The organism is Zhouia amylolytica (assembly GCF_900116365.1).
GTDB classification, from domain to species: domain Bacteria; phylum Bacteroidota; class Bacteroidia; order Flavobacteriales; family Flavobacteriaceae; genus Zhouia; species Zhouia amylolytica.
Map to the genome: position 1 here is coordinate 261,565 of NZ_FPAG01000001.1, position 26,181 is coordinate 287,745.

Annotated in this window: 23 protein-coding genes; 4 read left to right on the plus strand and 19 right to left on the minus strand. The window is 37.9% G+C overall.

The features are described 5' to 3' along the window. The first annotated feature begins 1 nt into the window (after position 1). Together BM361_RS01100 and BM361_RS01105 are read left to right on the plus strand one after the other, a co-directional pair. Positions 2 to 1,252: an aspartate kinase gene (locus tag BM361_RS01100; protein WP_074976358.1), complete on the plus strand. Its 1,251-nt coding sequence runs from the start codon at positions 2 to 4 to the stop codon at positions 1,250 to 1,252. A 105-nt stretch (positions 1,253 to 1,357) separates the two neighbouring features. Continuing rightward, a complete protein-coding gene (locus tag BM361_RS01105) occupies positions 1,358 to 3,169 on the plus strand; it encodes a GNAT family N-acyltransferase (RefSeq protein ID WP_074976360.1) in 1,812 nt (603 codons plus the stop codon). Between the two features lie 68 nt (positions 3,170 to 3,237). Here the strand turns inward: BM361_RS01105 and BM361_RS01110 are convergent, their stop codons facing one another. From BM361_RS01110 to BM361_RS01205, 19 genes are all read right to left on the minus strand, one after another. Continuing rightward, complete coding sequence (locus BM361_RS01110) at positions 3,238 to 3,552, minus strand: ArsR/SmtB family transcription factor (RefSeq protein WP_038268635.1); 315 nt, start codon at positions 3,550 to 3,552, stop codon at positions 3,238 to 3,240. Positions 3,553 to 3,750: 198 nt separating this feature from the next. Continuing rightward, complete coding sequence (locus BM361_RS01115; RefSeq protein WP_038268634.1) at positions 3,751 to 4,125, minus strand: TM2 domain-containing protein; 375 nt, start codon at positions 4,123 to 4,125, stop codon at positions 3,751 to 3,753. Positions 4,126 to 4,265: 140 nt separating this feature from the next. Further along, positions 4,266 to 4,658, minus strand: coding sequence for a VOC family protein (locus tag BM361_RS01120; protein ID WP_074976361.1), 393 nt, complete (start codon positions 4,656 to 4,658; stop codon positions 4,266 to 4,268). A gap of 3 nt (positions 4,659 to 4,661) precedes the next feature. Next, entirely contained in the window at positions 4,662 to 5,117 is a 456-nt protein-coding gene (locus tag BM361_RS01125) for a DUF1801 domain-containing protein (protein ID WP_074976363.1), read from the minus strand. Between the two features lie 233 nt (positions 5,118 to 5,350). Then, the gene (locus BM361_RS01130) at positions 5,351 to 6,289 is read right to left on the minus strand and encodes a 2-hydroxyacid dehydrogenase (RefSeq protein WP_074976364.1); all 939 of its coding nucleotides are present in this window, start codon (positions 6,287 to 6,289) and stop codon (positions 5,351 to 5,353) included. A gap of 261 nt (positions 6,290 to 6,550) precedes the next feature. Next, positions 6,551 to 7,687: a hypothetical protein gene (locus BM361_RS01135; RefSeq protein WP_074976366.1), complete on the minus strand. Its 1,137-nt coding sequence runs from the start codon at positions 7,685 to 7,687 to the stop codon at positions 6,551 to 6,553. Between the two features lie 114 nt (positions 7,688 to 7,801). Beyond that, positions 7,802 to 8,992 carry a hypothetical protein gene (locus BM361_RS01140; RefSeq protein ID WP_074976368.1) on the minus strand — a complete coding sequence of 397 codons (1,191 nt, stop codon included), beginning with the start codon at positions 8,990 to 8,992 and terminating at the stop codon, positions 7,802 to 7,804. Between the two features lie 348 nt (positions 8,993 to 9,340). After that, positions 9,341 to 9,904: a hypothetical protein gene (locus tag BM361_RS01145; RefSeq protein ID WP_074976369.1), complete on the minus strand. Its 564-nt coding sequence runs from the start codon at positions 9,902 to 9,904 to the stop codon at positions 9,341 to 9,343. 329 nt (positions 9,905 to 10,233) lie between these two features. Further along, positions 10,234 to 11,028, minus strand: coding sequence for a cation efflux transmembrane domain-containing protein (locus BM361_RS01150; protein WP_074976371.1), 795 nt, complete (start codon positions 11,026 to 11,028; stop codon positions 10,234 to 10,236). Between the two features lie 5 nt (positions 11,029 to 11,033). Continuing rightward, positions 11,034 to 11,474: a GNAT family N-acetyltransferase gene (locus tag BM361_RS01155; RefSeq protein ID WP_074976372.1), complete on the minus strand. Its 441-nt coding sequence runs from the start codon at positions 11,472 to 11,474 to the stop codon at positions 11,034 to 11,036. Positions 11,475 to 11,477: 3 nt separating this feature from the next. Then, entirely contained in the window at positions 11,478 to 12,104 is a 627-nt protein-coding gene (locus BM361_RS01160) for a class I SAM-dependent DNA methyltransferase (RefSeq protein WP_074976374.1), read from the minus strand. Between the two features lie 196 nt (positions 12,105 to 12,300). Then, positions 12,301 to 12,894, minus strand: a complete 594-nt coding sequence (locus tag BM361_RS01165) for a hypothetical protein (RefSeq protein WP_074976375.1) — start codon at positions 12,892 to 12,894, stop codon at positions 12,301 to 12,303. A gap of 179 nt (positions 12,895 to 13,073) precedes the next feature. Beyond that, a complete protein-coding gene (mgtE, locus tag BM361_RS01170) occupies positions 13,074 to 14,429 on the minus strand; it encodes a magnesium transporter (RefSeq protein WP_038268618.1) in 1,356 nt (451 codons plus the stop codon). Further along, complete coding sequence (gene rsmA / locus BM361_RS01175) at positions 14,416 to 15,201, minus strand: 16S rRNA (adenine(1518)-N(6)/adenine(1519)-N(6))-dimethyltransferase RsmA (RefSeq protein WP_038268617.1); 786 nt, start codon at positions 15,199 to 15,201, stop codon at positions 14,416 to 14,418. Before rsmA ends, mgtE begins: the two co-directional genes overlap by 14 nt. A gap of 12 nt (positions 15,202 to 15,213) precedes the next feature. Further along, entirely contained in the window at positions 15,214 to 15,525 is a 312-nt protein-coding gene (locus BM361_RS01180; RefSeq protein WP_038268616.1) for a DUF4286 family protein, read from the minus strand. 88 nt (positions 15,526 to 15,613) lie between these two features. Next, the gene (locus tag BM361_RS01185) at positions 15,614 to 17,395 is read right to left on the minus strand and encodes a tetratricopeptide repeat protein (protein ID WP_074976377.1); all 1,782 of its coding nucleotides are present in this window, start codon (positions 17,393 to 17,395) and stop codon (positions 15,614 to 15,616) included. 314 nt (positions 17,396 to 17,709) lie between these two features. Further along, positions 17,710 to 18,981 (minus strand): serine--tRNA ligase, encoded by a 1,272-nt coding sequence (serS, locus tag BM361_RS01190; RefSeq protein ID WP_074976696.1) that lies wholly within the window; start codon positions 18,979 to 18,981, stop codon positions 17,710 to 17,712. A gap of 324 nt (positions 18,982 to 19,305) precedes the next feature. After that, positions 19,306 to 20,643 carry an HTTM domain-containing protein gene (locus tag BM361_RS01200; RefSeq protein ID WP_074976380.1) on the minus strand — a complete coding sequence of 446 codons (1,338 nt, stop codon included), beginning with the start codon at positions 20,641 to 20,643 and terminating at the stop codon, positions 19,306 to 19,308. Then, positions 20,633 to 21,586, minus strand: a complete 954-nt coding sequence (locus tag BM361_RS01205) for a bifunctional riboflavin kinase/FAD synthetase (protein ID WP_275126036.1) — start codon at positions 21,584 to 21,586, stop codon at positions 20,633 to 20,635. The genes BM361_RS01200 and BM361_RS01205 overlap by 11 nt, the downstream gene beginning before the upstream one ends. A 135-nt stretch (positions 21,587 to 21,721) precedes the next feature. On the opposite strand from BM361_RS01205, the gene BM361_RS17195 reads away from it, so the two are divergent. Both BM361_RS17195 and BM361_RS01215 read left to right on the plus strand, forming a co-directional pair. Continuing rightward, positions 21,722 to 25,501: a reprolysin-like metallopeptidase gene (locus BM361_RS17195; RefSeq protein WP_083425829.1), complete on the plus strand. Its 3,780-nt coding sequence runs from the start codon at positions 21,722 to 21,724 to the stop codon at positions 25,499 to 25,501. After that, positions 25,498 to 26,181: a fibronectin type III domain-containing protein gene (locus BM361_RS01215; protein WP_074976382.1), complete on the plus strand. Its 684-nt coding sequence runs from the start codon at positions 25,498 to 25,500 to the stop codon at positions 26,179 to 26,181. Before BM361_RS17195 ends, BM361_RS01215 begins: the two co-directional genes overlap by 4 nt.

The window sequence follows — 26,181 nt, forward strand, 5'->3', positions numbered from 1 at the left end:
TATGAGAATTTTCAAGTTTGGAGGTGCATCGGTAAAGGATGCCGATGGAGTGAAAAATGTCGTAGAAGTATTAAAAACCGTTGGTTATGACGATACCATGGTTGTTATTTCTGCAATGGGAAAAACCACTAATGCCATGGAGGTTGTGGTTAAGAATTACTTTGAAAACAAGCAGGAACTTCAGGAATCTATTCAGGAAGTCGTTAAGTTTCACAATACTATTTTGTTTGATCTTTTCGAGAATGAAAAACATCCGGTATTCAAAAAGGTTCAGACGCTGTTCGAGGAGGTAAAAGGTTTTCTGGCATGGAACAAGTCTCCCAAATATAGCTTTGTATACGATCAGGTAGTGGGATATGGTGAATTAATCTCTACAACCATTGTTAGTGCATATTTAAATGAAATTGGCATCAAGAATAACTGGGTAGATGTCCGCACCCTTATTAAAACGGATAGCAGCTACAGAGATGCCGGTGTTAGATGGGAACTTACCCAGGAAAGTATTAACGAAAATGTAAATCGAAAGTCTCTAAATATTACCCAAGGGTTCTTAGGAAGTGATGAAAATAACTTCACCACCACACTAGGGCGTGAAGGTTCGGATTACACCGCTGCCATCCTTGCGTATTGTTTAAATGCTTCTTCGGTTACCATCTGGAAAGATGTACCAGGTGTTCTTAATGCGGATCCTAGGTATTTTGAAAAGACTGCTTTGTTGAACAAAATATCTTACAGGGAGGCTATTGAGCTTGCCTTTTATGGAGCCTCGGTAATACACCCGAAAACCTTACAGCCTTTACAACGTAAAGAGATTCCTTTACACGTTAAGTCTTTTGTACATCCGAAAGAAGCGGGAACCACAGTGACCAAAGGAAAAGGTATAGAGCCGGAAACTCCTTGTTTTATTTTAAAAACAAATCAGACGCTCATCAGGTTATCTTCACTTGACTTCTCATTTATTGTAGAGGATAATATTAGTGAGATATTCAAATTATTAGCTGACTCCAGAATGAAGGTAGACCTCATTCAGAACTCTGCCATTAGTTTTTCGGTGTGTGTGGATAATAAGTTCAATAAGCTGGAACAACTGCTGCAAACCTTGCGTTCAAAATTCAAGGTTACGCATTATGAAGATGTTTCGCTTTATACCATAAGACATTTTAACGATGAGGCCATCGCTTCGTTACAAAACGGACGAGAAGTGTTGTTGGAACAACGTACACAAAAAACCGTACAGCTGGTGGTAAAATAATAATTCAGAAACCACTGATTACAAACCAATAGGATCGTCATCCAAAATTATTTAATTTTAGATGACGATTTTTTATGTAAGTTTGTTTGTTAAACAAAATTACTAATGGGCTTAGTTACGGCAAAAGAAGTTTCGAAAGTTATAAAATTCGACAAGTATGGTTTCTTAGGAACCTTTGTGGGTTGGTTACTTATGAAAGCCCTTAAAATATCTACCCTCAATAAGATCTACTCTAACAACAAAGACAAGAGTGATCTCGATTTTCTCAATTCCATATTAGATGAGTTTCAGATTAAGTTTGAAATTCCGGAAGAAGATTTTAAACGACTGCCGAAAGATGGCGCTTTTATTACCATTTCAAATCATCCTTTAGGAGGAATTGATGGTATTTTATTATTAAAGTTAATGTTGGAGAAGCGTACGGACTTTAAAATTATTGCTAATTTTTTATTACATCGCATTGCTCCGTTGAAGCCTTATATCATGCCCGTGAATCCTTTTGAGGATCACAAAGATGCGAAAAGTAGTATTGCCGGGTTTAAGCAATCACTCAAACATCTTCAAGAAGGCAAACCCTTAGGTATATTTCCAGCGGGGGAGGTGTCGACGTATCGCGATGGCAAACTTATCGTAGACAAACCGTGGGAAGAAGCCGCTATGAAATTGATCAAAAAAGCGGAGGTACCTGTAGTACCTATTTATTTTCATGCAAAAAACAGTCGTCTTTTTTATCGACTATCGAAAATGAATGACACCTTCAGGACTGCCAAACTCCCATCGGAACTGTTAACCCAAAAAAACAGGGTTATCAAAGTACGAATTGGACGTCCTATTTCTGTAGATGCTCAAAAGGAACATTCAGACCTGGGTGAATTCACAGAATTCCTACGCCGAAAAACCTATATGCTTTCAAACTCGTATGAGCGGGAAAGTCTATTAAAGATGGTGCCAACCAGTTTAAAACTACCCAAGTCACCTAAGGCGATCATCACTCCTATCGATCGGGAAATTATTATTGAAGAAATTGAAAGCATCCGACAGAAAGATTGCAGACTTTTTACCAGTAAAAATTATGAGATCTTTTTAGCGGCAGCTCAAGATATACCGAATATCCTCCAGGAACTGGGAAGGTTAAGAGAAATTACCTTCCGCGCAGTTGGTGAAGGCACCAATCAACCTATTGATCTGGATCATTTCGACGCGTTTTATCATCATTTGTTTCTTTGGGATGATGAGGCCAAAGAGGTCGTGGGGGCTTATCGCATGGGATTGGGTTCTCAAATTTTTGAAAAATATGGGATTGACGGTTTCTATTTACAGGATCTTTTTCGATTTGAACCTGAATTATTTAAAATGATGAGCGAATCGATTGAAATGGGTCGTGCTTTTATCATCAAGGAATACCAACAAAAACCAATGCCCTTATTTTTATTATGGAAGGGTATCGTTCATACTACTTTACGACATCCTGAGCACAAATATCTTATTGGCGGGGTAAGTATCAGTGATCAATTTACGAGTTTTTCCAAATCGCTAATGATCGAATTCATGAAGTCGCATTACTGGGATCCTTATGTTGCACAGTATGTTCGTCCGAAGAAAGAGTTTAAGGTAAAGCTTAAAGATGCGGACAAAGACTTTGTTTTTGATGAAACTGAGGCCGATCTGAATAAATTTGATCGCTTTATTGATGAGGTAGAACCCGGCAACCTCCGATTACCTGTATTGATTAAGAAATACATTAAACAAAATGCTAAAGTAGTAGCTTTTAATGTTGACCCGTTATTTAATAATTCGGTGGATGGCTTGATGTATATACGTATTGCCGATTTGCCAGAGAGTACTGTAAAACCGGTTATGGAAGAGTTTCAGGAAGAGCTTGAACGTAAGTTTATGAACGGATCCTCCCCGGAATAAAGTTTTATTATTGTCATCTGACATAACAAATCTTCAGTATACTTTTTGTTGCTATTTAGCGCTCTCCTTTATTTGGAGGTTCTCATAAAATAATCATTGATAGCTTGCTTGGTTTCATACCATTTATCAAAATTAATGGTATAACACATTTTTTTTCCTTTTACTTCTCCTTCAAGCAGGTCTGCAGCTTTTAATTCGTTTAAATGTTGAGAAATGGTAGATTGAGCGAGTTCCATATCTTGTACCATTTCGGCACAAATACAGCCCGGATTCTCGCTGATAAATTCCATAATAGCAACTCTGGCAGGATGACTTAAGGCTTTGAATACTTTTGCCAACTCATTTTGCTCTATGGTATGAATAACTCTTTTGGTAAAACCCATTGTTGATTATTAATGCTGATCAGAAAACAACCTCTTAAAAGGAGGCCTATATACATACGCCTCTTCAACTCCGTCTCCTTCACCAAACAGTTCTCCTTCATATTATAAAAGGTCTATGGTCTCATAGACCCTGAAGCGAACAGAACTATTGATAAGCAGTTTTCTTTAATATTAAAAGTCTTTATTCAGTGATTTTTATTAGAACCACGGTTTTTTACCTACCTGATACGTTTGATAAAAATCTTCATCTGATTTGGTCAAATAAACGATTCCTTCTATCAGACCGATAATCCAAACAACGCCACCTAAAACACCACAGGTAATTGCCCCCAGAATTAAGGTAACAACAAGCATGATAATTCCTTCTTTATTGTATCCCAAAATGAACTTATGAACACCAAACCCTCCCAGGACAATGGCTAAAATACCGGCAAGTAATTTTTTATTTTCAGGTCCGCCTAATGTTTCTTTGGCTCCTTCTTTAAATTCTTTGGCTGTTTCTTTGGCTTCTTCTTTTGCTTCGTGGGCAAATTCTTTTGCTTTTTCTCCGAAGTCTTTGTGCTCTTCACTCATGATTGTATATAATTAATGTTTGCACCATCTTAGGTGTTTTGACACCGCTTTGTGGCGTTAATATGTTAGAATAATAAATAGTCCCTCTTGAAATGAATTAAGGGTAATATGCTAATTAAAATTAGTAATTTTTTTACAAGTTACAATAGTTCTTCGTCAACGGGCTCCCACAGCTCTATTTTATTACCTTCCGGATCTAAGATCCAGCCAAACTTCCCGTAGCTATATTTCTCTATACTGCCAATTACCGTAACTCCTTCTTCTTTTAACACTTCCAGAAGTTCTTCTAAATTCTCAACTCTGAAGTTAAACATAAATTGCTTTTGACTCGGTTTAAAGTAATCGGTGGATGCATCAAATGGACTCCACTGGGTTAAAGCTCTTTGTTCGGGATCATCATCCTTTCTCCATTTAAAAGACCAACCATACTGATCTGTTGGGATTCCTAAGCGTTTTTTATACCAGTCCTTTAAATTATCCGGATCGTCTGCTTTAAAAAAGAAACCTCCGATACCTGTTACCCTTTTTTTCATTCGTTATCGTTTTACATTTTTTTCATAAAGTGCTATCCATTGCTGTGGAGTCATTTTGGTCATTAAATCGCCAATCAAGTCATAGGGTATATCGCTCATTTTTTTAAATCGGATACAGCTTTTACCCATATCTAGCTTTGATGTTGCATGTTTCGGATACTCAACTACAAACCATTCATATAAATTTTTGTCAGCATAAATCCCACTATGATAGAGTGCTATATAATTTTTTTGAGAAGCGAGATTAACAAATGGGAGTGGTAGTTTGGGTTCGCAATGATAACCGTGAGCATACAAACTATGAGGCACTACAAAACCTATCATTCCATAACTGAGAGTTTCTTCAAAACCTGGTGGGATATGACTACGAATTATTCCCAAAAGTTTTTGAATGGCTCCTTTTCGGTCTTCCGGTAACTGCTCTATATATTCCTGAATGGTAGTGGCTTTGTATTGCATAAAAAATATAGATAAACAACTAATATTCCATTTTCAAAGGTTCAAAAGGCAAGGCTTTTATACTATTTCAATCTAAAACAAAGCCTTTCCATTCACGACTCCTCATTACAGGTTTACTCCATACATCGATGGACGAGATGACTCGAAGCTTCTTTCATCACTTTGATACTAACGATAGGGTTTCTCTTCGGTTTATCCCGACGGAGTGCTGATTACCTGTTTATTCTTTAAAGTTAAGAAAAATGTGCTTTGATTTTATCTACAATGGTTTGTGCGAGCTTTTCTTTACTTTCCAGGGTCCAACCCGCTATATGAGGCGTTAAAATAACGTTATCAGCCTGTATCAGGTATTGAAAAGGCTCAGGCATGGTATTACCAACGAACATATCTTCAAAAGAAGCTTTTTCATATTCCAAAACGTCAAGTCCGGCGGCAATAATTTTACCTGTTTTCAGTGCAGCAACCAAATCGGCTGTTACTACGCTTTTTCCCCGGGCTGTATTAATGAACCAAAAAGGTTTTGCAAAGGCATCGATAAACGATTTATTTATCATTGCCAGGGTTTGTGGTGTTTGAGGGGTATGAAGACTTACCACATCTACCTTTTGGTGGAATTCAGCTAATGAAACTTGTTTGGCATTGGCATCACCGACACCATTCAGGATATCATAACAGATCACCTCAACGTCAAATCCGAGTAGCTTTTTTGCAAACGCCTTTCCCATATTTCCGTAGCCAATGATACCAACGGTTTTACCATCGAGTTCTACCCCCCGATTTTCTTCTCTTTTCCAGAAACCATTAGACACTTCTTTATCGGCTCTTTTAAAATGATTCATTAAGGAAAGTAACATCCCCAAGGCATGTTCACCAACCGCATTTCGATTTCCTTCAGGGGCCGCAATTAGCTTAATGTTTTTACTTTCTGCATAATCGCAATCTATATTTTCGAGTCCGGCACCCACTCTTCCGATAAACTTAAGGTTTACTGCCTTGTCTATGAATTGTTTATCTATTGGGAAACGACTTCTAATAACCAACCCGTCATATTCGCTTATTTTAGCCTCTATAGCTTCTTTCGAAGATATATAATCTTCATCATTACGAAAACCTAAAGCTTTTAATTGTTCTATAAGTAGCGGGTGATTGCTATCGATATGAAGTACTTTCATTTTTACGGTTTAAAACGTAAAGGTACAAAGTTGGGTTGAAATGATTGACTTCTTAAAAAATCATTCTGACCGAAGCGGAGGAATCTATATAATTGTTATTTTTTTTGAAGAATTATCATGTTTTGGATGTCTCCATTGCTATCCATATGGCTTAACCTTTAGTTGTTAACCATTAAAGCATATGAAAAAGGAGCAATTATGTACAAAAGTCCAGATCACTCCTCTTTATTGCCAATTCACAACTTAATTGGATTCAAGCATTTATTGTTTGCTATAATCTTTATATAGTTTCAATGGGGTATCTTCAGTTATTCCTCCTTCTTGTATATACACCTGATTATTTATCTGAGGTGGATAAACATAGGTGTATAAACCGCCCCAACCATCATTCTCATAACAGAAGGTATTCCAATTTTCACCATTTATCTCGTCTGTTTGCAGGATAAATGCTCCTGTGGCTTCATTTTGAATTTGCTTTTTATGACGGATCACCACATTATCATATTCATTTGGAATTCCTTTAAATCGAAGTAACACCTCTTCTCCTACATCTACCATCGTTAAGGTAAATGTATCTCCTGAGTAGCACACTACATGTTCTGCCAGTTGTGATATATCAGGAAGCTCTTGCTTTTCGACCTGAGGCTTGTTGCTTTTATAAGATTCTATTTCTGCAATCAGGGCTTCAGCCTCAACTTTACGTGGGGTATTATCCGCCAGTGACAAATAGTATTGAATTTCATGCAGCACATCATCGGCCAATACCAGTTTCCCTTCACGATCTTCCCGGCCCTTGTAGTTCTGAAGTTTTTCCTGAACCGCATTCCAAACCTTTTCGGTTTTTTCTTCTAAAACCTTATACTCCCATACTCCTTTTAATGCCTGTATAACTAAATTATCAGGAAAGGACTTCAACGCTTTTTTAAGATTATCAATTACAGCATGTGGTGGAGCTTTGGTAGTATTAAATAACTCAATTAAAGCATCAGAGATACTTCCAATACCAATCCCATATAAATTATTATAATCTCGTATCACCAATAACTGTCCTTTCTCTAGGGCCGGAAATTCCAATTCGTATACATGTTCTGCAACCTGTACAATTTTAGGCTCAATACGTTTTGTATAATCGTGGTTAACTATATCGAGATCCTGAGCAAAAAATGAAGTGTGTTCATAGTACCAATCCGGACGGAAAACAACAATTTTAAAATCGCTGGAAGCTGGAGCATATTTAAGGCCTCCTAACTTATTAAAACCAAATTCCATTTTGATTGAATACGGCTCAATAGCATAAAAGAGTCCGTCTGACAAGACATAATATCCATATGCTGAAAGTTGCTTACTTGATACTGCTAATTGCGAAGCTTCGCTTGGACTTGCGGGTATTTGTTCCATGATTAAATTATTTTTTAAAGATTTGATTTACACACAATATTAGGGGGACCCGGGTTAAAAAGTGTTCCATCCGAACGAATGAAACCAGTTTACATAAGCCTGATGTTTCAAATATTACTGATTCCTTTTTGAAACCCATTTTCTAAACTCCAAAACCAATTGTTCACCCTCGGCTTCTAAAGAATCATTGATCAGCGTTACCTGGTTTTGGTCTGTATACATAATCATTGGTTTATTCAGTCGATGGATACTCAGCATCCCTTCGATGGCATTTTTTACAGTTTTAATAAAATTATCAGTGATTTTTTTTCCCTTTTCAAGGCATTCCATACTCCCCTGATAATACTCTTCATAGGTATAGAACAACGCTTCATATCTAGACCATTTTTCGATCAAATCTCTTCCCCGAACATCATTAACACTGCCTATTTCACCAATATTATCGTGTAACCAGTAGTTGTGATTCCATTTTGCTTCTTGACAATTTCGGGTATTCTTTATCTGATTCAGATAATTGGATTTAGTATTATACCCAATAGTTAAGGTCGGTCGCCTTGGATCATTATTTTCATGTTTAATCAAAAGGGAGTAGGCATAAATCGAATCGACTATACTTTCCTGAATTCCATCGATAATATCCAAAAAGCTGTATAGCATATGGGCATATAATTCCTGCTCATATTCTCCATAGGTATCTAAATACTCTTTTACCAGGGATTTCCCGTTGGCTTCAATGTTATATTCTGTGATTCCCTCGAAAGATTCTAACTGATGAATAAGGATTGGAACTTTTAAATTAAATTTTTGGTGCAATCGCTGAACCACTTTAACGAGAATCTTTAGGAATTGCTTCGTAACAGCTCTTGCCTTTTCCATACAGGCCTCAAAATTTTTCCACGACTCTTCTTCGGTATAATAGAATCCCTGTTCTTTTATCCAATTTGTGATGAGCTCCTTTCCCTTTTTATCATCTGCTGTACCTATTGAAACTATATCGTTTTGCAGCCAAAAGGCATAATTCCATTTGGCCTCCATATCATCATGTGGGGTATTAATAAAATCAAAAAAGGTTTCAGGTTCTTTATCATTATAAGCCGCATCCATTTCGGATCGATAATGCTCTATTGTGTTGTACCCCAGGGTAAGGTTTGCTCTCAGAGGATCTGCAAAAGCGTCGTAGCAATACAGCGAATATGCATATATACTGTCTTTTTCATTTATAGCTATTTGTTCAAGCCCTTTACAAATTTGTTCGAATATATATTCTTCCAAGACTGTAGCACAAGTGTCGGCGGGTAAACTCATGGTTTGAATAGTGGTTTTGTACAATATTACACCATGCAAGGTTTATTGTTAGCCCATCCGAATGAGTGGTACTAATTTTTCAATCATTCCCGCTTGAAAAAGTGTATTCAAGCCTTTTTATTATTTTTAGACGTCTCCCCGGCAATCGACATGACTCTGTGATCGTAATAATTATTCTTTGGTTATCTTAGGCTTCAGAAGTGTAAAATGCCTTTTCTAAAAGCAAATACAAGATATCTTAAACCTCAAACACCTTGTTTTTTTAACTTCTGCATCTATTTTTTCTTTTTGAGGGATTTTGAATGAATCAAACCTTACTTCGACTGCAACTCAGCAAAGATTCCGGGGCTATGTCCTGCCGGGATGATTTGTGCTTCTTTTTTCTATTTCTAAAGCTCTTTGATAAAAATCCCTATACTTTGCCTTGGCATATTTAGCCTTCATTGCAGAAAGCACATCAAATAAACTAAGACCCACCCACTCCCAAAGTAATGTGTTAAAATTATAGGCTATCATCTGATTACCAACTTCTTGACGAAGTTCCATTATTTCATTTTCTCTTAACCCATTTTTAAGCAATTGTTCTATGGTTTTCCTTTGATCTGCTTTGGAAAATTCAGTATCTAAAAACGGCTCTAATACCCAGTCCCAATTCCAACTGTAAGGTAAAATTGAAATTTGATTCTTTTTAGCAAAGGCTTTTAATTCGTTTTTATATTTAGCTGCAACAAAAACGATATCTCCTGTAACATGGAGTTTTGGGTTTCCAAAATCGAGTACGACACCTTCAATTTCAGAGGCTATAAAAGTTCGGCCCGGGTAGGCAACTGAAGGTTCGAAAGGATAGTTCTGAATTAGAATTTCGCTTTCTCTAATTTCTGAACTTCCAAGGGTGGTTATTAATTCATTCATAATAACACTATTGTTATTAGGTTTCTGGACACTTTGGTCATCCTTAACAGTTGAACGAGGTAAATTACTTTTATTGTAGGGGGAGTGCCGGTCTCTATCAAAAATAGTAAAAGAAATATTAAGAAAAAACTTTCTATTTAATTTTAAGATTCATTTGGGGTATTTGTCGTTTTAGAATTTAAAATGGAATTTCTTTCAACCTCTTCTGTTGGACCAAAAGCCAGTTATTCATGCAAAAACGAACCAAAAATAAGATTCATTCCTTACTAAACCGTCTTTGTGGATAAGCTTTGCTTTGGATCCGTTCTGATGTGGTGGCCAGGATGTATTTATTTTCCCAGTCTCAGTATTCGGATGGCTCCCTGTATCACTAACACAAAAACGATACTACCAATAATAAGATCGGGTTTGTTGGAATGCAGCCAGTTTACTAGTAATCCGGCAACGATAACACCCAAGTTAATTATTACATCATTGGAGGTGAAAATCATACTGGCCTTCATATGCGCCTCATCCTTGCTTTTAGATTTTTGCAATAGATACAGGCAAATTCCATTAGCGATAAGTGCAAAAATGGAAACAATAATCATGGTGGTGAAGTCAGGAAGACGCTCTGCTCCAAAAAATCGTCTAAGGACCTCAATAAAACCGATGAGTGCCAATGTTATTTGAAAATATCCTGCGAGTTTTGCTATTCTCTTCTTTCGAATCATCGAACCTCCTACGGCAAACAAACTAATTCCATATACAAATGAATCGGCAAGCATATCGAGACTATCGGCTACCAGCCCCATCGATTTAGAAATGAGTCCGGTAGTGATTTCAATCAGAAAAAAAACGAAGTTAATAGCCAACACACTCCAAAGCAGTTTTTTCTGATGTGATGCTTCTTGAAAGGTAGTTTGATTGGTTTCCTCTGAAGTTGTTTTTTTGGCTCCCAGGTTCAATGCTTCTAAAGCTTCTTCTATACTATTCAATTGTCCTTCATGAAAAACAGTCAGTGTTCTTTCCGAAATATTAAAATCAAGATTTTTAATTGCTGAAAAACCGTCTAATTTCATTCGTATGAGGTTTTCCTCAGAAGGACAATCCATTTTACTGATATGAAAAACTGTTTTTTTCATTGCCTTTATTTTAATTGCATATGAAGTATTGGGTATGGTTTACCTGTTGCATCTAATTCTGATCTGTTATAGGTTTCAAACCCCGAGTGAATGTAAAAACCAACTGCTTGTTCATTATCCTCATTCACGTCTACTTGTGTTACTCTCAATTCATTTATAGCGAAGTCTAACAAGGCTTTTCCTATTCCTTTACCGCGTGCTTCGGGAGTTATAAAAAGCATTTCCAGTTTATCATCAGCAACCCCTAAAAATCCTTGAATTCGATCTTGTTCATTTCTAATACACCGGAGCTCTACCATTTTAAGGTATTCATTTCTAATTAATGGCTTAAAATACCGTATGTCTTCTTCCTTTAAAAAATGATGCGTTGCTCTAACTGAAGCCTCCCAGACTTCAGTTACTTCCTCATATGCCAACGGATTGATAGGTTCTATTTTATACTTCATTTATTATTTTTGAGCTATAATGATCAGATCGGTTTCAGTTTCACTATGCTGGATCCGATCGACAATAACATTATTAAATCCACTTTCTTCCAAGGTTTTTAACAGATAAGGTGCCTCGTGATAGAAGGTATACAACTCTTTTTTTTCAGGATCTGATGAGGGTCCTACATATCCTGAATCCACGTAGTTTCCCTCCATAGTACTCAAGTATAAAACGCCTTTACTATTTAAAACCTCAGCAGCATCTGTTATTAACCGTTTCGTTTCTTCTTTCGATAAATACGGCAATCCAAATCCACACACCAGTGCATCAAACCTTTTTTCAAGCTTTTTAATGTCTTTACAGTCTAATTTTTGGGTGTTAACTTTTGGATTGTTCCTGGCTGCAAGATTCAGCATATTTTCGGACAGGTCTGTTGCCAGTATTTGCAGGGTTGGTTGTTTTTGTAACAGGTATTTAGTGATATTACCGGGGCCACATGCCAACTCTAATACAGTTGCTTCACTTTTTGGCAGAAGCTTACAGAACACATCCAATGACGGACTGTAAGCATCTACATTCATATACTTTGCTTCGTATTGCAATGCATACTCATTGAATATTTTAACTGCGTTTCCGGTTTTAGACATGCCTTAAAGATAATAACTTGTGTTAAGTTTTAAACATAGAACCGTTGCTGTTTTTAAATGACTGACCTGTCGCTCGACATTACATTTGGCAGCTAACAATCATTCCGACCGGAGTGGGGGAATCTATTCTATTCTTTTATAATTTAAGATGTCTCCATTGAAGTCGACATGACTTTGCAGTTATATTCTCTTATTATTATATTTTGTCGACCAATACTTTCGGCAAGAGCTGTTCTAGTATTGGCTTTTGGCGTTGTTCTACAACTAAGAATTTCCATGCTGTTGCACCATTATCTGATATGGCATACACATTCTTTTCCGAATATATTTCAAAGAATTTAGTCTCTTTATTATACTTTACATTTTCGGCACCAAAGCTACTTTCCAAAGAAGACATTATCAGGTTGTTTTTTGTCTCTATTTCTTCTGCAGTTTCTGATGGCTTACTATTAAACTTCATATTCATTTTATTGGAATACGACAGTAATGCATAGAATTTGTTTTCTATTTCCTCGGCATCATTGATCTTGATAATTTCTTGATCTTTGATCTCGAATTCGATCTCAGGGTTATTAAATGTTTTCTCCATCAATTCTACCATTTGTTCTTTGGAAATGATGTTAAAGAAATCGTCCACTATATAATCCATCGATTTTTCAAACTCTCTGTTAACTATAGCATCGAGATAGGCTGTGAATTCAGTTTCAATTTCCTTTTTATAATCTTGTGCCGATGCGAACGCACCGATAAATAATACCACAAGGCTAAAGAGGCTGGTTTTTAAGTTCATCGTAATTTGATTTTGGGTTGTTAATAAATATCTACGGCTAAAGGTAGTGATTTGTAGGAGTTCTTTTGTAGTTGCTTAAGTTTTTATGACTATTTGCTTTTCAATCTTTCTATTGTTATAGGAGTCTCCGGTGCAGTTGGTATGCCTTGTAGTGGCTAAAAAACAAATCTCGAAGGGTTTTAAAACCCTAAGATCATTTTGGCTATGAGGAAGTATATAAGAATCCCGAATACATCATTACTGGTGGTAATAAATGGCCCGGTAGCTACCGCAGGGTCAATTCCTCTTTTATCTAAGAATATCGGTATAAAAGTTCCGATCAGGGCGGCAATGATCACAACAGAAACAAGTGCCACACAAATTGTTGCTGACTCAAAATAAGTAGTTCCAAATGCAAAATGACTAATCAGCAGTACTATTAAGGCTATTGCTAAACCATTTACTAATCCAAGGAGTCCTTCTTTTAATAGCCTGCCCCACAACTCACCTTTTATGGTATCATTTGCGAGTCCCTGAACGACTATTGCGGATGATTGAACTCCAACATTACCTGCTGTTGCCTGGATTAAAGGAATAAAAAGTACCAGAGCCTGGTATTGGGTTAAAACGTCTTGGAAACCTCCAATAATACTCGCTGCACCCAGTCCGCCTAACATACCGATTAGCAACCAGGGTAAGCGTGCCTTGGTGAGTTCCCAAATACTATCATCTGCCTCTACATCTTGGGTAATACCCGCGGCGAGCTGATAATCTTTCTCCGCTTCATCTTTTATGAAATCTACAATATCATCGATGGTGATACGGCCTACCAATCTCCCTAATTCATCGATGACCGGAATTGCTTCCAGGTCGTATTTAGACATGATCTTCTCTACCTCCTCTGCTTCATCGTTTACAGAAACGTAGTCCACTTTTGGTATGTATACATCTTTAATAGCTGTTCGGGTGGAGGTGGTTAAAAGGTCTTTTAGTGAGAGTCTTCCTTTAAGCTTGTCCTCATCATCAACCACATAAATGGAATGCACTCTCCTCACATTTTCTGCCTGTGCACGCATTTCTTTTACACAGGTAAGCACGCTCCAGTTTTCATTCACCTTCACGAGCTCTTTCGCCATTAAACTACCTGCTGTTCCTTCATCATAACGTAATAGATCTACGATATCCCTGGCGTGTTCCCGATCTTCTATCTGAGAGATAATCTCACTTACACGCTCTTTGGGAAGTTCTCCAATAATATCGGCAGCATCATCAGTATCTAATTCCAGAAGCTCATCTGCAATTTCTTTCGCCGAGAGCTTACGAAGGATGGTTTCCCGAACATCTTCATCTAATTCTGCCAGTACATCCGAGGTCGTCTCACTATCGAGCAATTTAATGAGGTACACAGCCTCTACATCATCCAGCTCATGAACGATCTCTGCAATATCAGCATAGTGCAAATCACTCATCATATCGAGGAGTGCACCGGCATTATTCTCGGCAATCAATAAATTGATTTCCGCAATGAGTTCGTCTGTGAGTTTAAATGGTGTCATGCTGTATTTTTTCTGTCAGCGTAATAAAATCTTTTACGCTTAATTGCTCAGGACGCTGCCCAAATATAGTATCTTCTTTTAAATTATCTGAAAGCTGAAATGTTTTTAAACTATTACGAAGCGTCTTTCTTCGTTGATTAAAAGCTGTTTTTACCACTCTAAAAAACAGTTTCTCATCACACGGAAGTTTGTAATTTTCTTTTCTAATTAATCTTAGTACCCCGGAGTCTACTTTTGGAGGTGGATTAAAAACACCCGGTTTTACCGTAAATAAATACTCAGCATCATAAAAAGCCTGGGCAAACACGGATAAGATCCCATAGGTCTTACTTCCTTCTTTTTCACAAATTCGCTGTGCTACTTCTTTTTGAAACATCCCGGTAAATTCAGGCACCTGATGTCTCCATTCCAACATCTTAAAAACTATTTGCGATGATATATTGTATGGAAAATTCCCTGTTATGGCAAAGGGTTTGTCTCCAAAAAGTTCAGACAAATCGGTTTTGAGAAAGTCTGCTTCGACAATACTGAATTTAGATCCGTCTTCGTGATAATGCTGTTTTAGGTAGGCAATGGATTCTGTGTCAATATCCATTACGGTTACATTAATATCTTTGAGAAGCAAGTATTTAGTAAGCACCCCCATACCAGGACCGATCTCTAATACTTCATTATAATTTTGAAGTGTCAGCGTGTCTCCAATTTTACGGGCGATATTCTCATCGTTTAAAAAATGTTGCCCTAAGTGTTTTTTGGCCCTTACCTTACTCATCCCCTAATTTTATTAATGCTCACTAATGATCTCAAGCTCTGTTCTAAAAGCAACAAACTTATCTGCAAATAGTTTCATGGCCTCTAATCTCAACCTTTCTGCATCCTCTTGATAATAGCGCTCTAAGGTATCTTTGCTGTCGGTAAGATATTGCACCGAGTAGGTGGTTCCTCCCATTTCTTCTTCTACCAATACTTTTACCATACGTGCATTGGTAAACTTTCCCGTTGCCAACATATCAGGTATATGTGTTTCACGCATCCACTTCACCCAATCGTCATGAACACTAGCGTCGATATTAATTGTTACGTTATAGATAAACATAATGCTGTTTGTTTAGGAATAAATTTTAATCTGCTGCAAAGAACCGTAGTTTTTTTATGGCATCAAAACATCTAGCTATCTAACTACGTTAATTTAGGACATCACCTCTTATTTTCCTGTAAGTATTTCGTGCCTGAACAAAGAAAATACTATCGGGATGTTCCAAAACAATGCGTTCATACAGAGGTTTTGCCTTTTCTGATTCTCCCTGAGCATAGTATAAGTTAGCCAATCGAAACAGCGCATCATCCATTAGAATATCGTCCGGAAAGAATTCTATAATCTTCGTATAGTTTAAGCTTGCTCGCTCCACATCTCCAAGATCTTCGAGTAAAATGGCTTGTTTCAGTAATGCTTCATCTTCGATGCTTTCCCCTTTATGATTTACCAGAATATTTTCCAGTAAGGCTACTGCTTCTTTATTCTTTTTCTGATAGGCCAGCAAATCGGCCTTTGCATAAATTTTAAGAGCCGTTTGGGTTGAATCCTCAAGAGAGTTATCTGAAATCAATAGTTTCAATTGCAATGCGTCATTCGCTATCAGTTGCGATGTTGAAGACTTCAACACTTTTAATTGACTTTCAGCCCAGGCAAAATCTCCTTTATAAAAGCTGGCTTTGGCTACTTTAAACCGGGCATCCTGAGCTATTACATCATTTTTTACTTTTCGCTGAACCTGAGAATACAAGATCAGAGCCCTGTTAAATTGTTCATTGTAAACTAAGATATCAGCCAATAACATCTTAGCTTTTGCTTCCTCAAAATTATTTAAAGGCAGTTCTAATATTTCAGTGATAAAATTTTGTGCCTTGTCAGGCTCTCCTAACTCGAAGGCTATAAACTCTCCATAAGCTAATTGCAAGGGGATTGTTTGCTTGGTTCTGCCATGGGTTTCCAGTAAAGACACAAACTTTTTATTGATCTTCTCTACATCTTTTTCAGTAGAATCAGACAGGTCGATTTTTATTATACTCAACTCTGCCTCTAAGGTAACTTCCTGAAAAGGGCTATTATCAACCACAAACAGAAATATATCTTTAGCCGCCTTATAATCTTCGGCTTCATATGCTGAACGACCCAGGTTTACTATTCTTCCCAGGGTTTCCTTATTGCTTTTTTTATAGATAAATTTTTCTTGGATAAACGAACTTCCAAATTGTTTTTGTTGCACAAAAAACCAACTTAAAAGTTCATTCCAAAGCACATCCTGATTCGATTGGGAACGTTTCAGCAATTCTTTCCTAAGCAATTGATTGTTTTCGCTGTCTGTGTCATCTGAAATAAATTTCCCCAGGTTATTTAACACCCGTGCCTTATATTTTTCATCAAAAGCGATTAAATCGAGGTAGGTTTTAAACATATTTGGTACATCGTCCAGTTCTCCATAGATCAAAGCCAGATTATAATTAAAATTAAGGTCCGGATTCAATTCCATAGCTTTTTTATAGGTCTCTACAGCATAATCCAAAAGTATCAATCGCCGAAATGCATTCCCCACGGCATAGGCATTTGTAACTTGTTCTGAAACACTTTCTATGGCTTTTTTATAATAGGATTCTGCCTGAGACTGATCGCCCATTAACTGGTAATTATATCCCATTTCCACCCACAATGCGGCAGAGAATCGACCCTGTTTAAATTTTGACTCCAACAATTCCTGTGCATCATTGTATCTTTCCAATTGCTGATAGCACTCCAATAAAGAACGAAAATAGGAAAAGTTACCGCTGTTGGTATTATAGAGTTTCTCGTATACACTTACTGCTTTTTCAAACTCACCATCATCCATATATTGCCTTGCCAATGCATCATTTTGGGCATTGACCACGCTAACAAACAATATGAACAAGACGATCCAAATTTTTTTCATAAGTGTTTTTATAATTAAAGTGACAAACACTTTAATCTCAAAGATAGTAAAAGGAAACTGAAGTATTTATTCAAAAAGAAAGCCCAAACTTTCGCTTGGGCCCCTACCAACTAAATAAAGTGCTATTAATCAACATAAACTGTGATTGTTATTTGCGTTGGCATATAATATAATCTTTTACCTGTAACAAGCCTATTCCTGGATATTTCTGACGTGAAGTACATTATGGGTAAACATAAATTTCAACATCAGTAGGATCGTAAATAAGAATTAGGCTACTTCAAATTAAGTAATTTTTTTTTAATATTCCAAGTTTAATCGATGATATCAAAGCCTGTATATGGAATTAACACCTCTGGGATGGCTATTCCATCTTTGGTTTGATAGTTCTCGATAATCCCTGCCAACACTCTTGGTAAGGCTAATGCGCTACCATTCAAAGTATGAGCCAGTTGACTTTTACCATTTTCGTCTTTAAAACGTAATTTAAGACGATTAGCCTGGTAGGTTTCGAAATTAGAAACCGAACTGATCTCAAGCCATTTCTCCTGTGCCGTGGAATACACCTCAAAGTCAAAAGTCAAAGCTGAAGTGAAACCTAAATCACCTCCGCAAAGCCTTAGAATTCTGTATGGTAATTTAAGTTCACGTAAAATTCCTTTTACATGCTCAACCATACCATTTAATGCATTGTATGAGTTATCCGGATGCTCCACCCTTACGATCTCAACTTTATCAAACTGGTGCAATCTATTTAACCCTCTAACGTGTGCCCCATAACTACCTGCTTCTCTTCTGAAGCAAGGAGTATAAGCTGTACAACAGATCGGGAAGTCGGTTTCATTTACAATCTCTCCTCTAAAGAAATTCGTTACCGGCACCTCAGCTGTAGGAATCAGATACAGGTCATCGTTGGTTACATGATACATTTGACCTTCTTTATCAGGCAATTGTCCTGTACCATATCCTGATGCTTCATTAACTAAATGCGGCACTTGATATTCTTTGTATCCTGCAGCGGTATTTTTATCTAAGAAATAAGAGATGAGTGCACGTTGTAAACGAGCTCCTTTTCCTTTATACACCGGGAATCCAGCTCCTGAGATCTTTGTTCCCAGTTCAAAATCAATAATATCGTACTTTTTTGCCAACTCCCAATGGGGCAATGACTCAGCTTCCAATTGCGGAATTGTTCCTTCTTCAAAAACAACTTCGTTGTCTTCGTCAGAATTTCCTTTAGGAACGCTTGGGTGTGGTACATTGGGAATATTGTATAGCAATTCACTTAAGCGTTGTGTCTTTTCATTTAATTGCTCATTCAATTCTTTAGAACGCTCTTTTAACGATCCGGTTTTTTCTTTAAGCTCATTTGCTTCTTCTTTTTTCCCGGACTTAAACAAATTACCGATTTCTTTCGACAGTTTATTGGACTCCGCCAATGTATTGTCTAGCTCCGCCTGTATTGCTCTACGTTCTTCATCTACAGACAGTACCTCATTAATAACTTCATCAGCAGCAAAATTTCTTTTGCTCAAGGCTTCGATAACCTTTTCTTTGTTTTCTCTGATAAACGGTACTTGTAACATCGTTAAATAATTTTTATTTGGGCGTTCCTCTTTTCGGGCAGGCTGTTTGCTCATGGTTTTGCTCACAAAGCGCAAACACCATCTACTTCCTTCCCTATCGCCGTTAAATTAAGCGACAAATTTAGTATAAATAGTATTGAAGTAGAAAGTTTAGCTGTTGAAAGTTTAGCAATTCTCAGGTAGCGATCGTTCATGCCTTTATCTTTTGGAAGCCAACCTGCATTCTTTAACTCCTCATTAATCAACCTTCCTTAATATCAATGGCCAATTCTATCCTGATATATAACCACATGACGCAAGAAGGAAGTGGCTCAGCAGCATATTTTAATCTTTAACAGCTTTCTGCTTTTCAAGATCTGAAGGAAGCAGCCATGTATGGTGTTTAAATTGTTTCCAGGGTTCAGCGGCCAAGTCAACAGATTCATCAATTAAGGGCTTTGTAGGTCTGTGATTCACACTTACTCTATTCTTAACATAAATTGCCACTTCTTTTCCCTGTGCATTGTATTGCTTCTTCAGGCGTTGGGCAAATTGCCAGATCACATCAGGTTTGGTTCCGACAATCCCCATTTGTTTCCTGGTAAGGTAATTTTTAGGATAGACCAGTTCTGTTTCTCCAGTGGATTTATCAACTACTTTAAAGGTAGAATATCCGGCTTTACTGCGTAACATCATCCTCCAACTTAATCGATGTCCTTCTTCAGTCCACAGTACATCATCTTTTATAAACCAGTGTCGTAATGGCAAGGCAATTTGAATTAAAAAATAGATTGTTGCGACGGTGTAAAAAGTATATTTATATGAAGGAACCATGACCTCATTCCCTTCGTACAATGTTTTTTTCTTTAAAAAAATATTCCTGACGGTCTCCGGTTCAAAAAAGAACAATGTAAACGCCAGTGACAGGTATGGGAAAATTCCAATTTGGAACACTATTGAATTAAACAGATGAAATACCAGGGAAGCAAAAAATGCTAATTTCCGGGTAGGCTTCCAAAGCAATAGTGGAATCACCAAGAGATCAAACAGAATTCCGGTGTAGGTAATAAACACATGCACCCAGTGATTCTGCAAAACATCACCGATCAGGTAATAATGATCTTTCGCACTCATTAAATTTCGTACTACTGTAAAATCTAACCAGTCAGGATATAATTTGGCCAATGAGGCATAAGTATAAACGATCCACAACTGAAACACAATTATCCATTTACACCAAGCCGGCATTGAAATGCGTTTAATGTCGGGATTTCTTTTAGCATCAAATGACAGGTATCGATTCGCCGGAAGTATCAGCATCAACAGACAAATAAGAATTAACAAGTAATAGTGATTGTTGTAAGAGGCTTTTTGCATCATATACACAACGGTCCACATGACTGTGAACAGTCCGAGACTAAGGCGATATTTATAACCTATCATGACCAACAATCCTAAAACTCCCATTACGCCAAAATAGATATACATTCCATATCCCGGGAGCGGTTGCAAAAACTCAAAACCAATGACTGTAAATGTAAATTCCGGTGCTATTAGTGCTTTTTTAACCCATCCGGTAAGGATAGCGCCAAAAGTTTCGGCGGCTATGAGAAAGCCGAAAAACACCCTAAAAACGACCAGGGAAACATTATCTATTTGTTTAAAAAGAAGTCTATTGAGCATTTATAAACGCCAAGGCATTTAGTTTATCTTTTTTAAGCTGTTGCTGTAACATATCAATCGAATCGAAACGCTGTTCATTTCGTAAACGCGTTAACATATCGATCTGTATTTTTTTACCATACAGATCTTCATCGAAATCAAAGAAATGTATCTCAATTGATTTTTTCACTCCGTTAACGGTCGGATTATAGCCGATGTTCATCATCCCAAAAACCTCCCTGTCGTCTAAAATACTTTTTACGACATAGACTCCATCTTTTGGTATCAACTTATATTTTTCTTCGATATACAGATTCGCTGTGGGGAAATCTATTTGCCTCCCAAGACCTTTACCCTTCGTTATTACCCCATTTAACATAAACTCATATCCCAAAAACTCATTCGCCGTTTTTATATCTCCTTCTGCCAGTGCTTTTCTTATTTTGGTAGAACTAACCGAAACCTCATTGATTTCTTCAGCAGAGATCTCCTCCACCTCAAAGCCATAAGTTTCGCCATATACCTGGAGGTCTTTTATGGTTGCTGTTCGGTTTCTTCCAAAACGATGATCATATCCGATAATGACTTTTTTGGCATTAAGATTTTTCACCAGAGCCTCCTGAACATATTCAGATGCTGATAATCGGGAAAAGGATTTGGTAAAAGGATGTATGACTAACACATCGAGGCCAGTTTTCTCCAGTATCGCAATTTTTTCGTCTAATGTATTGATTAGTTTAAGGTCTGCATCCTGCTGCAAAACCATTCTGGGGTGAGGAAAAAAAGTAAGTATAGTAGCTTTTAAATCGTTTGCTCTGGCACTTTCTATTAATCGCTTGATAATCTTTTTATGACCTACATGAACTCCATCAAAAGTACCAATAGTAACAACCGAAAAATATTCTTCATTATAATCAGACAGGTTTCTCTTTATAACCACTTGAGTCTTGTTTATTTTTAGCATTGATTGTTACAGCAAAGTAACGAATTTTTACAATGCTTTTATTATATTAGTAGAGTTATTTAGCCTTGCCGAATAAACAACAATCTCCCACTATTCTTAATTTATTTATATTTACGCATCAATCATTTTAATAAAATGAAAAAAACACTACTTTTTCTCTTTCTTGTTTGCATTGCATACACCAGCAACATATTCGCACAAGATGATGGGATTTGGAGTTATAAAAAGGAGGTGAAACCTGAAACGGTTAAGAGCTCTAAGAACTACAAGGCATTTCAACTCAATAGCGGATTACTTAAGAACGAACTAATAAACGTTGTTAACAGAAAACATGGGGTTCGAAAGGCAGCAGGAAAGATCGTTAGTTTTCCAACACAAAATGGCTCTTTGGAACGATTCAGGATTTATGAGGCTTCGGTACTTTCGGCTGGTTTACAAAAAAAATACCCCCATATTAAATCATACTATGGGATCTCTGTCAGCAATCCGAGAACAAGCATAAGACTGAGCCTGGATGATTTTGGATTTCATGGATTGATACATTCTGAAAAGGGCATATCCTACATTAACCCAGTACCGGAAGAAAAGGATCTTTACTACATTGCCTCAAAACAAGATTTCAAGGCCCATGATTTTATGTGTAAAACGGGTGATGAAGCTATGGCACAACAGCTTAAAGGTCAGCTTTTGAACAAGGAAGAAATTGTAAATGACGGCTTACTTCGCACCTATCGCATTGCCATTGCCAGTACTGGAGAATATTCTAATTATCATATTAATGCCGCCAATGTTTCTGACGGAACCGACGAAGTTAAAAGATCTGCGGTTTTATCTGCCATGAATACTTCAATCACCCGTGTAAATGAGGTTTTTGAAAGAGATTTGGCCGTCAGCATGGAAATCGTTGCTACTAATGACCAGATTATCTACTTAGATCCTGATACCGACCCTTTCACAAATGATGATGGTGACACCCTTATTGATGAAATTCAAGATGTGATCGACACCAATATCGGAGTTGACAATTACGACATAGGGCATGTATTCAGCACAGGGGGTGGAGGTATTGCCTCGGTAGCTTCTGTTTGTACAAGCGCAAAGGCAAGAGGTGTAACTGGTAGTGCAAACCCCGTAGGCGATCCTTTTGACATTGATTTTGTTGCTCATGAAATCGGTCATCAATTTGGGGCCACCCACACCTTTAACAATTCCTGTAACAATAATCGGTCTGACAATACAGCTGTGGAACCCGGAAGTGGATCAACCCTCATGGCCTATGCAGGGATATGCCCGCCCAATGTTCAGGGTGCAAGCGATCCTTTTTTTCACGCTGTAAGTATTGCCCAGATTTGGAATAATATTACAGACGGGGTAAACGATTGTGCCACTACCGTAAGCATCGGCAACAATGCCCCGGTAATTACCACCTTGAACGATTACACCATCCCTAAGGGTACTGCTTTTTACCTCGAAGGTACTGCAACTGATACCGATGGCGACATCCTTACCTATAGCTGGGAACAAATTGATAATGCTGTAACCGCACAACCACCTGCCTCCGATTCTGAGGAAGGACCTGCTTTCAGAGTAAGATCGCCTCAATTTTCTTCTAAAAGATATTTTCCTCGTGAAGCGGATATTTTAGCCAATAATCTAAATCCGACCTGGGAGGTAATTTCCAGTGCAGGAAGGGAGTACAATTTTGCCTTATTGGTTAGAGACAACAATCTTAATGGCGGACAAACAGCCAGGGACGATGTGAAAGTGACTGCTGATGCAAATTCCGGTCCCTTTTTAATTACATCCCAAACCGACAACAGCACTATTACCGGTGGAGATGCCGTAGGGATCACCTGGGATATCGCTAATACGAATATTGCCCCTGTAAATGCCACAGCCGTTGATATATTTTTAATCATCGACGAAGATTTTGAAAACCTGGTTTCTTTAGCCACCAACACTCCTAATGACGGAGCAGAAAATGTAATTTTTCCGGGAGACATTACAACTTCGAATGCGAGAATACTCATAAAACCGACCAATAACATCTTCTTTGCTATCAGTACAGCTACTTTACAAATACAGCAAAGTGAATTTAAGCTCGATATAAACTCTTTAAGCTACGAGGTCTGTAAACCAAACGACCTCAACTTTAGCTTTACCTACAGTACGTTTGCCGGATTTAATGAGACCACCAACTTTACAGCAACTGATGTTCCTGCTGGCCTGAATGTTAATTTCAGTAATTCATCTGCGGTAACTAACGGAACTAGCATCGATGTAACGGTTACCGGCACAGAAAACCTGGATAGGGGGAAATACAGTTTTACCATCAATGCGGATGCCTCTTCCCTAAGCAAACAATACCCGATTGAAATCAACCTCTTCGATGATTCATTTGATATAACCAATCTCATCAGTCCATCGAATGCAGCTACGGAAATTGTTTTAAACAGAAGGTTTGAGTGGGAAGCCGTTGAAAACGCCACGGCTTATGAAATTGAATTCTCAGAAGTTACGGATTTTTCTACCATACTGGAATCGTCGACAGTCAGTGAAGTTAATTACACCCCAACAAGCCTGCAATCGGGAGTTAGCTATTATTGGAGAGTGCGCCCCCTGAACAATTGCGGTACGGGAAATTATTCAAACACTTATTCATTTTCCACCATTACACTGGATTGCAGTAGTAACAGCAATACGACCACACGATCAATTAACAGTCAGCAACCAAATGAAATAACATCCGAGATCAATATTACAGATGACGGATATCTTCATGAGATGTTTGTAAATCTTGATATCACCCACACTTATATCAGCGACTTAACAATAACGCTTACTTCGCCTTCCGGCACCACCATCACATTAATTAATGAAGTATGTGGAGATGGCAAGAATATAAATGCGACTTTCTCTGATGAAGGCTCCTCAATTTTATGCGGAACGGATCCTGCTATTACAGGCGTGATAAAGCCGGAAGAAGCTTTAGCTAGTTTTGTCGGCGAAGCTGCAACCGGAACCTGGATACTTACGGTATCTGATGGATACAGCATTGACGGAGGCAGCCTGAATTCATTTAGCCTGGATATTTGCACAAGGCAAGACACCGATGCGGATGGTGTATACGACCCGTTGGATGCCTGCCCGAATACCCCGGCCAATACCAAAGTTGATGTTAACGGGTGTCCTGTATTTTCCCTTCCTGCGGACAACTTCAGCTTAAAAACAATCGGTGAAAGCTGTATTAATAATAACGATGGAAACATTATCATTTCGGCTAACGAGCCTTTAGATTATACCGCTACCCTTATTGGCACAGGGGTCAATAACAATCTAAGTTTTACCTCCTCTGCTGAATTCAACAATCTTTCGTCGGGAGATTATCAGTTATGTTTTACAGTAGCCGGTCAGCCTGAATACCAACAATGCTTTGACCTTTCCATTACTCAACCAGCGCCATTGCAGGTGATATCTAAAGTCCTTGCCGAAGAAAAGCTCATAACCTTAACCCTGGAAGGTGCTCCTGTATACAATATTGAACTTAACGGGATTACCACCCAAACCACTTCAAATACTATTAGCCTAACCTTGGCGAAAGGTAACAATACGATAAAAGTTACCACCAACAAAGATTGTCAAGGCATTTTTGAAGAGATGGTATTTCTGGCGGGTGAAGCATTAGCCTATCCAAACCCATTTAGAAATGAAATAACTCTTTTTACGGGTAATACCGATGAAGATATTACAGTCACCGTAGCTTCTTTAAACGGAAGTAAACTCTATAGTGCTAAGCGCAGATCGGACAGCAAGGGTACTATTCCGTTAGATCTTACCTCGCTATCAACCGGGGTATATATTGTTCATCTTTCGGGAAGTGAAATTAGTACAAGTATTAAAATTGTAAAAGAATGAAATCTAAAGTCTATATATTCGTATTCATACTAATACTAACAGGTTGTGGTGGTAAAGATGACCCCCAGCCTCCCGTTGCTGCAGGCTTACTATTTCCGGAAAACAATTCTGAATGTACTGACGGCGTTGACCTCAATTCTACTGAGACTACCATCAACTTTAGTTGGGGTGCCTCCAACAATACTAATGAATACCGCTTACAGGTACAAAACTTAAACACTTCGGCCATTCAAACATTTTCAACAACCTCGACCTCACAAGAGGTTATGCTCACTAAAGGAATGCCTTATTCCTGGCTTGTTACATCGTTCTCCAACAACTTCCCGGACGAACCAGCCACCAGTAGCACCTGGCGTTTTTATGCTGCAGGTGATGGTGTTGAAAACTATGCTCCCTTTCCTGCGGAAATAGTGTACCCAAAAGGAGGTTCTACCGTTAGTGCGAACAACAATATTGTAACTTTAAAATGGAATGGGAATGATATTGATGACGATATTGCTTCCTACGATGTCTACCTGGATACGAATAGCGAGGCAAGCACTCTATTGGGGAATACAATCGCCAAAAGTATTAATACACCTACCTTAGCATTGGAAACTACTTATTATTGGAAAGTAATCTCGAAGGACAGCAAAGGGAATACCTCCGATTCAGGAATTTATGAATTCAGACTTCAGTAA